Genomic DNA, 9,914 nt, shown 5'->3' with positions numbered 1-9,914 from the left:
GAATTTTTCATAGAGTAAATATAATAGTAAAATGCTAAAATAATAGTTGATAAAATTACTTTTGTAATCTAATATCTTAATTAAAGATGTTAATTTTGATAGGGGGTACATTGAGGAATGTTTAATGAAAGAGAAGCTTTGCGCTTACGATTAGAACAATTAAATGAAGCTGAAGTGAAAGTCATTCGTGAATATCAAATCGAACGTGATAAAATATACGCAAAATTAAGAGAGCTGGACAGAAATGGAAGCCCTTCCGAAGTCAAAAAGGATTTCCGTTCTGAACGAAAAACTGACTCTCTGCCGGTTCTTGCTGAGCTTGCGGCTCAGGAAATCAGAAGCTATCAGCCGCAATCACAACAGCAGTCTGTACAGCCTCAGCTTCAATCTATTTCCTCTCTTCCTGCCGGCATACCTGACGGAACAACACGAAGAAGAAGAGGAACGGCAAGACCGGGATCGAAAGCAGCTAAGCTGCGTGAAGCTGCCATTAAAACATTAAAACGCCACAACGCGGCGATTAAGAGCTCCGAGCTTCAAAAAGAGATTGAAAAAGAAAGCGGTCTTGAAATCCCTAATATGACAACGTTTATGCAAAGCTTAATTAAAATGTACCCGGAAGTGAAAAAACCGTATCGCGGCCAGTACATTTTAGAAGGTGAAATCGAATCAGCTGAATCTGCAGAATCAGCAAATGAATAAACATACAGAAAAACTGCTTGGCGTAGTGCTCAAGCAGTTTTTTATTGAGTTTTTTTCTGTGAAGGTTTGTTTTCTTTTTCAAGATTGAGCTTATATACCCACTTTTGATAAGGTTTTTCCTCAGCGGCTCTGCTTTTCAGCTCTTCGATTGTATGACTCATGGACTGGTCTGATGATTGGGCGCGGAAGAGCTGTTTTTGAAGTGCATGTATCTGTTTGGTGACATCTTCAAGTATGGTTTCTACATGATTTGGCTGCGTGTAGACCGCTGGAGCTTCTTCTTCCGTTTTTTCTGTTTGTTTCGTGCCGCCATCAATATCGGCAAAATGAGAAGCAATCCAGGCATCGCTTTCATCAAGCTGACGTTTATACGATATAATAGTTTCGTGAAATAATTTTTCTTTCGTTTTTTCTATTTCGAGCAGCCTTTCTTTCGTTTCTATGATTCGGTCTTTCATATGATCAACTTCTATTTTGATATGTTTTAGCTGATATTCTTTTTCTACCATTTGCTCTTTTAGACGGCCGTTTTCGGCTTTTATTAATTCGGTTTGCTGTTTTGCTTGAAGCAGTGCGTTCTGTTTCTGCTCAATAGAGGCCTGAAGATGGCTGATTCGTTGATGCAGATGTTTATTTTCTTCTTCAATTTTAATTTTAGCGATATGAAGTTTATGTTTTTCTTGGATTTCGGCTTTGCGTTTGTAGGTTTCAGCAGAAAGAAGCTCCTGCAATGCAACGATTTTATCAAGCAGTTCAGCTCTTATTTGGTGCAGGGTTTGGCTGGTGTGGGAGGCGTGTTTTTCTTTCGTTGACATTTGTGTTAATTCGGCAGACAGCTGCTGAAGTTTTTCTTTCATATCGTTATTTTCTTTGAGCAGTTTGTTATTTTTCTGATGGAAGTAGCTTGCTTCAAGTTCGGCAATCAGCTTATGGCACCTTGAAAGCTCTGATTTTAAGTAAAGGTTCTCCTGAGACACGTCGTGGAAAAAAGGACCTGATCTTTTCATTCGAACCATCTCCCTCATGATGTTAACACTACAATATGCAAATACTGAACAGCTATTCCTCTTTAATAAACAGACAAGCAGTGGCGTCGGGGCTTTGCTTTTGCTATGCTTTTAACGAACTAGAGGTGAGATGACATGGAGCATATAAACGTACTGCTGGCAGGGGGAGCCTCACGGCGCTTCGGAGAACCGAAGGCGTTTGTGAAATGGAGGGGCAGGATGTTTTACGAATGGGCCAAAAGGGCGCTTGGAGAACATACGGTTATCATCAGCCGTCCTGAGTTTATTGATAGATTTCAAGAAAACGGTGAAAATGAAGTGTATCAAGATGCTGAGCCTTTTCAAGGCATGGGGCCATTGGCTGGTATATATACCGCTTTTAAAAAGACAAACGGTGATCTTTATACCGTTCTTTCCTGTGACACGCCGCTGATACAAAGAAGGACGATGCTGGAGCTCGAGCGTTTGATGACTGCCGGTACAGACGCGGTTGTCCCGATTTCAGACGGACGGGAGCAGCCATTGATTGCAATTTACCATAAAAGAATCATGCCCATTCTATATGATCAGCTTTCTGAGAAGAGATTAAGAATTTCAGATTTGTTAGATCGAATTTCGGTTTGTTACGTACACGCTGAAGAAATTGGGGCAAATCCGGCTGAGTTTATCAACATTAATACACGTGAGGATTTTAACTGTTTGGAAGAAAAAACGGATTCCTTCAGGTGGGACTGATGGGGCAAAAACATGTTAAGATGACATAAAAGATAAGGAGAACAGGTTTGATGGAGGAGCGTTATTCACGGCAAATCAGATTTAAACAAATAGGGGAAAAGGGCCAGAAAAGATTGGGAGACAGCCATGTCCTGGTTGTCGGAGCGGGGGCGCTCGGGACTGCAGGAGCTGAAGGGCTTGCGAGAGCGGGAGTCGGCACCATTACCATTATTGACCGTGACTATGTGGAGTGGAGCAATCTGCAGAGGCAGCAGCTTTATACAGAAAGCGATGCCAAGCTCCGCATGCCGAAAGCCATGGCTGCCAAAGAGCATCTCTCAGTGATTAACAGCGGAATACATATTGAGGCCCATGTTGCCGAAGGAACGGCCGAAACGCTTGAGCCGCTGATTGAAAAAGCAGATGTCGTGATCGACGCGACAGATAATTTTGAAACCCGCATGCTGATAAACGATCTAGCCCAGAAAACAAAGACACCGTGGGTCTATGGCGCTTGTGTAAGCAGCCAAGGGATGTTCATGACGATTATTCCGGGAGAAACCCCTTGTCTATCTTGTTTGTTTGAGCAAATTCCTGTCGGCGGGGCGACGTGTGATACGGCTGGCATCATTCCGCCCGCTGTGCATATCGTGTCTGCCTATCAGCAGGCTGAGGCTTTAAAGCTGCTAACCGGCCAAACAGACGCGATACAGCGCGGTTTTGTGACGTTCGATGTCTGGAACAACTCGCATATGAAGATTAACGTTAATCATGTACGCCGTGAGGATTGCCCGTCTTGCGGAACACATGCGGTTTATCCTTATCTCCAAGACTGGAACACACCAAAAGCCGCTGTACTGTGCGGCCGTGATACAGTTCAGATAAGGTCGGAGTCATTAAAAAGAATTCCGAAACAGGAGCTCATCAAGCGGCTGAAAACAATCGGCAAGGTCGAGGCCAATGCGTTTTTGCTACATATTTTTTACGAGGATTTCAGAATTGTCATATTCAATGACGGACGTGCACTGGTGCATGGAACAAATGATGTGAAAGAAGCCAATTCCGTGTTGGCAAGAGTAATTGGATTGTAACAACTGGAGGGGTCAGAATGCTGGAGAAAAGAACACCGATACCGGTAGACGAGGCAGTTCGGCGTGTCTGCCATTTTCATAAACAAGGGGGAACAGAATGGGTGGCGCTTGAAAACAGCCTTCATCGATTTTTAGCTGAAGACGTAACAGCAGATCACCACGTACCCGCATTTGACCGTTCACCATACGACGGTTTTGCCGTCAGAGCGTGCGATACGGCTGAAGCTTCACGTGAGAACCCGGTTCGGTTTGAAGTCATTGACCATATCGGAGCGGGGGCTGTATCTGAAAAAGAACTTGGCCCGTTTGAGGCCGTGCGGATTATGACTGGCGCGCAAATCCCTGAAGGGGCTGATGCTGTCGTCATGATTGAGCTGACTCAACCCTTTGAGAAGAATGGGAAGGCGTTTATGTCTTTAAAACGCCGTTTTCAGCCAGGGGATAATATTTCAAAAACAGGTGAAGACGCTCAAAAAGGGAGTGTTTTATTGAGAAAGGGCACCCGAGTGACACCAGGAGTGACTGCGCTTTTGGCAACGTTCGGATACGCATCTGTGCCTGTCGTGAGAAAGCCTGTTGTCGGGATTATCGCAACCGGTACCGAATTGCTGAATGTCAGTGATCCGCTGGAGCCGGGGAAAATCCGCAACAGCAATGCCAGTATGGTGTATGCGCAAGTAATAGAAGCAGGCGCATCACCGCTTTATTTAGGGAAAATTTCTGATGATCTGGATAAAAGCTTTGCCGCGGTCAAAGAAGCGATGAAAAAGGTTGATTTTCTGATTACAACTGGCGGTGTGTCGGTTGGTGATTTTGACTTTTTGCCTGCGATCTATGAAAAACTCGGAGCGGACGTGCTCTTTAATAAAGTTGCCATGCGACCGGGCAGCGTGACGACGGTGGCGCATGCAAACGATATGCTGCTGTTTGGCCTGTCGGGTAATCCGTCGGCATGCTATGTCGGCTTTGAACTGTTTGTCAAACCGATGATCCAGACATGGCTTCTCAATGAAAAACCTCATTCGATTTGTGCGGAAGCTGTTTTGACTAAGGATTTTCCAAAGCCGAACCCCTTTACCCGATTTGTTCGTGCTTTCGTATATCATCAGGAGGGAAAGCTGTTGGCGGAACCCGTCGGATTAGATAAGTCCAGCTCCGTCACGTCACTTGCAGAAGCAAATGCGTTTATTATCCTGCCGGGCGGCACGAGAGGATATGAATCAGGCAGAACGGTTCAAGTGCTGCTCATCAGAGAAGAGAATGGAAGTGAATGGCCTTGGTCCGTCCTTTCCCGATCGTCCAAGTTGTAGGATTTCAAAACAGCGGGAAAACAACGTTTATCGAGCGTATTCTTAAAAAAGCTTTTGAAGAGGGGCTCAATTTAGGCTGCCTGAAGCACCACGGTCACGGCGGTGAACCGCAAACGTTCACTGAAGGAAAAGACACTGACCGTTATCGAGCGGCAGGTGCTGATGTGACAGCAGTAGAAGGTGCTGGTGTGTTACAGCTGACCGCCCGCCGCAATTGGGATTTGCCACGGCTGATTGAGTTATATCGGTTTTTAGAAACAGACTGCCTTCTGATTGAAGGCTTTAAAAAAGCCCCTTATCCTAAAGTGGTTATACTAAGCAAAGAGGAAGATCTAGAAGCGCTGCAGGCAGTAAATACAATCGCCATCATCTATAGAAAAAAAGAGCATATGACAGAGCATCAGGGATTACCCGTTTTTCATGCGGATGATCCGGTTGCCGTGGATTTTGTGCTTTCACAGCTGAAGGGGGAATCTGCATAATGGAACGGTTTGAGATCACGAAAACACCCATTATTACTGAAGACATTATCAAAAAAGTGGAGAAACGGGAAGCAGGGGCAATTACGACATTTATTGGCACGGTTCGGGAATGGACAAACGGAAAAAGAACGGTTCGGCTGGAATATGAGGCATATGAACCGATGGCCGTACAAATGCTGGCTCAAATCGGCGCTGAAATCGAAGAAAAATGGGAAGGTGCTTCAGCTGCGATCACGCACCGTATAGGTGTGCTGGATATCGGTGAAGCAGCGGTAGTGATCGCTGTATCATCTCCCCATCGAAAAGCTGCTTATGAAGCCAATGAGTATGCGATCGAACGAATTAAACAGATTGTGCCGATTTGGAAAAAAGAAATTTGGGAAGACGGTGAGCAATGGATCGGCGATCAGCTTGAAACAACAGCTTATCCGAACGGAAAACCAGATCTAAGCGGGGGAGAGCAGCATGATTAAAATTCTTTTATTTGCAGGGCTTGCTGAACAGGCTGGCAAACAAGCATTGGAAATAGATATGGAACAAGCAACTACAGACGAAATAAAAGCGAATCTAAAAGAACAATACGGCCTTGCATCCATTGATACAGCTATGATTGCTGTTAATGAAAGCTATGTAAAGGAAAATACTTCTGTATCTTCAGGTGACACGGTAGCCATCATTCCGCCGGTCAGCGGTGGATGAAAACCGGACGGCACTCAGCCGTCCGGTTTTTTTGTGCTTCATTCGCATATCCCCAAGTCTCCCAGCATACAATGATTTTCTGTAAGCGTTTATTTTACATAAGGGACTCCCTATAAAGTAAGAGACTCGCTCCAACATTAGACTGAATTTTTGAAAAACAATAGAAATTTATTTCGGGTATCGATATAGTAAAGAAGATATAAACGAGAAAGGTGCTGGATATGGAGACATTTAAAAGATTAAAAATATTTTATTGGCCGTACAGAAAGGTGTTTATGTGGTCGCTTCTCGCCATGCTTTTGATGACTGCGATTACTGTCGTTTACCCGATTATCCTGCAAATTACGATTGATGAAATCGTGCTGGGGAGGCAGTATCAGCTTGCAGCATGGGTCAGTTTAGGATTTATTGCGGTAATGGCCCTGAAAGGAACCGCCACTTTTTTTCATCAATATTTAGGTGATATGTTCGGGATCAAATCCGTTTATCGGCTGAGAAATGGCCTCTATGAAAAACTGCAGAGGCTTTCTTTTTCTTATTATGATAACGCGAAAACAGGTGATTTGATGTCCAGGCTGACAGCTGATGTTGAAGGACTTCGTTTTTTCTTATCATACGGTCTCGCTGAGCTCATTCGATTCGTCCTGCTGGTCGCCATCAGCCTGTCGGTCATGTTTTACTATTCTGTTCCACTTACGCTTGTAACAATAGCTGTTCTGCCATTTCTCGCTGTTGCTGTATATCAGTTTGACAAAAGGGTCCATCCGGCCTTTAGAGGCATCCGCAAATCGTTTGCGACACTCAATACAAAAGTTCAGGAAAATATCAGCGGCATCAATACGGTGAAATCTCTTTCCAGAGAGGATTTTCAGATCAGCACTTTCAATAAAGCCAATGCGGAATACAGGGCACAGTATTTACAAACATCATCCATTTGGTCTGCGTATTTCCCCTTGATGGAATTTATCGGTAATGTTTCTATTGTTGCTCTTCTCTCATACGGCGGCTACTTGGTCATGCAAAATCAGCTTAATCCCGGCGAGCTTGTCGCTTTTTTCAGTCTCGTGAATTATATGATGTGGCCGATTATGAACTTAGGTTTTGTAATCAATATGTTCTCTCAAGCAAAAGCGTCAGGTGAACGCCTGCTGGAAATTCTGGAAAAAGAAGAAGACATCGCAGACCATGCTCATGTTTTGCATAAACAAAAATTAACCGGCAATGTCCATTTCAAAAATGTTTCTCTTGCATACGGAAAAGAACAAACAAACGCGCTGCGCAATGTAAGCTTTGAGGCAAACAGCGGGAAGGTAATCGGCCTATTGGGCCCGACAGGTTCAGGCAAAAGCTCAGTTACACAGCTCCTCACTAGATTTTACAGCCCTGTTGGCGGAATGATTACCATTGATCACAAGCCCCTCACAGATTATTCATTAAAAACACTTCGCTCCAATATTGGGGTAGTACTTCAAGAATCTTTTCTGTTTTCATCTACGATTCGAGCAAACATTTCGTACGGGAGGCCGGATGCCTCAATGGAAGACATCATCGAAGCCGCAAAAAGGGCGCAGGCTCACGACTTTATTATGGAGCTTCCTGACGGATATGACACCATGCTGGGAGAGAGGGGAATGGGGCTGTCCGGCGGACAGAAACAGCGTATAGCCATTGCGAGAGCCATCTGTTTGAACCCGAGCATTTTAATATTGGACGACGCCACAAGTGCAGTAGATATGCAAACGGAGCACAGCATACAGCTTGCCTTAAAAGAAGTCATGAAAAACCGCACAACCTTTATCATCGCTCACCGCATTTCTTCACTGAAACACGCCGATGAAATTCTCGTTTTTGATAAGGGGCGCATTTGTGAAAGGGGAACACATCAAGAGCTTCTTGAAAAAGGCGGCTATTATAAAAAGATTTACGATTTGCAATACCGTGATGTCAAATTGATCAATGAGCCGCATCAGGTCGGATAGGGAGGACCATATGAAACAAGCAAAAAAACAGGGGATTTTGGAGCGTTTCTATTATTCTTCAGATGAAATCATTGAAAAGCCGTTTAACTGGGCTCAAATGTGGCGGCTGCTGAGCTATGTCAAACCATATCGAAAAACAATTTTGCCGCTTTCCTTTCTCACCGTATTGATTGGGACTGCTGTAAAGCTTGTGATTCCTATTCTGATCGGCGTTTATGTTCTCGATCAAGCCATTACAGCGAGAAACTCGGGGCTGCTGATCCAGCTCATTTTCATCATTAGCGGTTTATATGTCCTCAATTATGCCGCTAATGTGTTAAGAATCAGGTGGATGAATCAGCTTGGCCAGCATGTGATATACGATTTGCGGCAGCATTTATTTACCCATGTGCAGCGCTTATCCCACCGATTTTTTGATCAGCGGTCGGCCGGATCGATCTTGGTCAGGATTATGAATGATATTAACTCTCTTCAGGAGCTCTTTACAAGCGGAGTCATCAACTTATTGACGGACTTGCTGCTTCTGGCCGGCGTTATTATCATTTTGTTTACGCTGAGTCCTGAGCTGACTATCGCCATCATGGTGACACTGCCGATTATGTTTTTTATTTCAACAAGTCTAAGGAAAAAAATACGCCGCTCCTGGCAATCGGTGCGTCTAAAGCAATCGAAGCTAAACTCTCATTTGAATGAAAGCATTCAGGGCATCCGTGTCACACAGGCATTTACGCAGGAAGAAGAAAATATGGCGTATTTTGACGGCGTTAATCAGGAGAACTATCAATCTTGGCAGGAAGCAACAAGAAAAAATGCCATGTTCCGTCCTCTGGTAGAAATGACGAATGCGATTGGAACAGCTGTCTTAATTTGGTATGGCGCCACACTCATCATGAATGAAACCATCACGATTGGCGTCTTCGTTTCTTTTGCCTTCTATCTGGGCATGTTTTGGGAACCTATTTCGAGACTGGGCCAGGTCTACAACCAGCTGTTAATGGGGATGGCATCATCAGAGCGGATTTTTGAGTTTCTGGACGAACAGCCAAATGTCAAGGAGAAGCCGGATGCCATTCATAAGAAAACGATAAATGGAGAGATCAGCTTTGAAGAGGTTGAATTTTCGTATGATGAAAAACGAAAAGCCCTTCACGCTGTTTCCTTCTCTATCCCGGCGGGCTCGACGCTTGCGCTTGTCGGGCATACGGGAAGCGGGAAAACGACGATCGCCAATTTAATCAGCCGTTTTTATGATGCTACTGGAGGCGTCATTAAAATCGACGGCATTCCGATTCAGGATCTTTCTCTTGCCAGTTTGCGCTCTCAGATCAGCATTGTGCTGCAAGATACATTTATTTTCTCCGGGACCATCATGGAAAATATTCGTTTTGGACGGCCGGGTGCTTCAGACGAAGAAGTGATGAAAGCTGCCCAAGCGGTCGGAGCGGATGAGTTTATATCTGGTTTAGCAGAAGGATACAAAACAGAGGTGGAGGAAAGGGGCAGCGTACTGTCTGCCGGACAGCGCCAGCTCATTTCCTTTGCAAGAGCATTGCTCGCCGATCCGGCTATTATCATCTTGGACGAAGCAACGGCAAGTATTGATACAGAGACGGAGGTGAAAATTCAGCAAGCTTTGAAAACGCTGCTGAAAGGGCGTACAGCAGTGATGATCGCCCACAGATTGTCCACGATCCGCGACGCCGACCGCATCATTGTTCTTGATCACGGCAAGAAAATGGAAGAAGGAAACCATGAGCAGCTGCTCGCTAAAGGAGGTATCTATGCCGGGCTTGTGAAAGCGCAATACAGTACAGCGATAGAATAATATAAAAAGCCTTCAGTTATCTATTGAGGGCTTTTGGAAATTTATTAGAAAAACATGAAACTTTTCGATCCCCCTCTCGTACTACTTGTTAGATATTCTCAAGGA

At 44.6% G+C, this 9,914-nt stretch carries 10 protein-coding genes; 9 read left to right on the top strand and 1 reads right to left on the bottom strand.

The features are described 5' to 3' along the window. The first annotated feature begins 117 nt into the window (after positions 1–117). Positions 118–702 carry a transcriptional regulator Rok gene (gene rok / locus LWH95_RS20130; RefSeq protein WP_003238902.1) on the top strand — a complete coding sequence of 195 codons (585 nt, stop codon included), beginning with the start codon at positions 118–120 and terminating at the stop codon, positions 700–702. A gap of 41 nt (positions 703–743) precedes the next feature. Here rok and LWH95_RS20125 read toward each other — a convergent pair whose 3' ends face one another. Beyond that, positions 744–1,709 carry a sporulation protein gene (locus tag LWH95_RS20125; protein ID WP_232920238.1) on the bottom strand — a complete coding sequence of 322 codons (966 nt, stop codon included), beginning with the start codon at positions 1,707–1,709 and terminating at the stop codon, positions 744–746. Between the two features lie 135 nt (positions 1,710–1,844). Here LWH95_RS20125 and LWH95_RS20120 point away from each other — a divergent pair, with 135 nt between their 5' ends. The 8 genes from LWH95_RS20120 to LWH95_RS20085 all read left to right on the top strand — a co-directional run bounded on the left by LWH95_RS20120 (position 1,845) and on the right by LWH95_RS20085 (position 9,809). Further along, the gene (locus LWH95_RS20120; protein ID WP_232920237.1) at positions 1,845–2,444 is read left to right on the top strand and encodes a molybdenum cofactor guanylyltransferase; all 600 of its coding nucleotides are present in this window, start codon (positions 1,845–1,847) and stop codon (positions 2,442–2,444) included. Between the two features lie 50 nt (positions 2,445–2,494). Continuing rightward, complete coding sequence (locus LWH95_RS20115; RefSeq protein WP_060398528.1) at positions 2,495–3,514, top strand: molybdopterin-synthase adenylyltransferase MoeB; 1,020 nt, start codon at positions 2,495–2,497, stop codon at positions 3,512–3,514. Positions 3,515–3,531: 17 nt separating this feature from the next. Further along, entirely contained in the window at positions 3,532–4,824 is a 1,293-nt protein-coding gene (locus tag LWH95_RS20110) for a molybdopterin molybdotransferase MoeA (RefSeq protein ID WP_232920236.1), read from the top strand. Further along, positions 4,785–5,306: a molybdopterin-guanine dinucleotide biosynthesis protein B gene (gene mobB / locus LWH95_RS20105; protein WP_232920235.1), complete on the top strand. Its 522-nt coding sequence runs from the start codon at positions 4,785–4,787 to the stop codon at positions 5,304–5,306. The genes LWH95_RS20110 and mobB overlap by 40 nt, the downstream gene beginning before the upstream one ends. After that, on the top strand, positions 5,306–5,779 hold the full coding sequence (locus tag LWH95_RS20100) for a molybdenum cofactor biosynthesis protein MoaE (protein ID WP_003238892.1): 474 nt from the start codon (positions 5,306–5,308) through the stop codon (positions 5,777–5,779). Before mobB ends, LWH95_RS20100 begins: the two co-directional genes overlap by 1 nt. Continuing rightward, positions 5,772–6,005, top strand: a complete 234-nt coding sequence (gene moaD / locus LWH95_RS20095) for a molybdopterin converting factor subunit 1 (protein WP_003238889.1) — start codon at positions 5,772–5,774, stop codon at positions 6,003–6,005. The genes LWH95_RS20100 and moaD overlap by 8 nt, the downstream gene beginning before the upstream one ends. A gap of 221 nt (positions 6,006–6,226) precedes the next feature. Then, on the top strand, positions 6,227–7,984 hold the full coding sequence (locus LWH95_RS20090) for an ABC transporter ATP-binding protein (RefSeq protein WP_232920234.1): 1,758 nt from the start codon (positions 6,227–6,229) through the stop codon (positions 7,982–7,984). Between the two features lie 10 nt (positions 7,985–7,994). Continuing rightward, positions 7,995–9,809: an ABC transporter ATP-binding protein gene (locus LWH95_RS20085; protein WP_232920233.1), complete on the top strand. Its 1,815-nt coding sequence runs from the start codon at positions 7,995–7,997 to the stop codon at positions 9,807–9,809. Positions 9,810–9,914: the final 105 nt, after the last annotated feature.

It is taken from the genome of Bacillus sp. G16, assembly GCF_021282335.1.
In the GTDB taxonomy this organism is placed as follows: Bacteria; Bacillota; Bacilli; order Bacillales; family Bacillaceae; genus Bacillus; species Bacillus inaquosorum.
The sequence above is the reverse complement of the archived record's forward strand: the minus strand, read 5'-3'. Positions and strand labels throughout refer to the sequence as shown.

Coding starts and splice junctions, on each gene's coding strand:
- rok (WP_003238902.1), top strand. CDS start 118: ATGTTTAATGAAAGAGAAGCTTTGCGCTTACGATTAGAACAATTAAAT.
- LWH95_RS20125 (WP_232920238.1), bottom strand. CDS start 1,709: ATGAAAAGATCAGGTCCTTTTTTCCACGACGTGTCTCAGGAGAACCTT.
- LWH95_RS20120 (WP_232920237.1), top strand. CDS start 1,845: ATGGAGCATATAAACGTACTGCTGGCAGGGGGAGCCTCACGGCGCTTC.
- LWH95_RS20115 (WP_060398528.1), top strand. CDS start 2,495: ATGGAGGAGCGTTATTCACGGCAAATCAGATTTAAACAAATAGGGGAA.
- LWH95_RS20110 (WP_232920236.1), top strand. CDS start 3,532: ATGCTGGAGAAAAGAACACCGATACCGGTAGACGAGGCAGTTCGGCGT.
- mobB (WP_232920235.1), top strand. CDS start 4,785: ATGGCCTTGGTCCGTCCTTTCCCGATCGTCCAAGTTGTAGGATTTCAA.
- LWH95_RS20100 (WP_003238892.1), top strand. CDS start 5,306: ATGGAACGGTTTGAGATCACGAAAACACCCATTATTACTGAAGACATT.
- moaD (WP_003238889.1), top strand. CDS start 5,772: ATGATTAAAATTCTTTTATTTGCAGGGCTTGCTGAACAGGCTGGCAAA.
- LWH95_RS20090 (WP_232920234.1), top strand. CDS start 6,227: ATGGAGACATTTAAAAGATTAAAAATATTTTATTGGCCGTACAGAAAG.
- LWH95_RS20085 (WP_232920233.1), top strand. CDS start 7,995: ATGAAACAAGCAAAAAAACAGGGGATTTTGGAGCGTTTCTATTATTCT.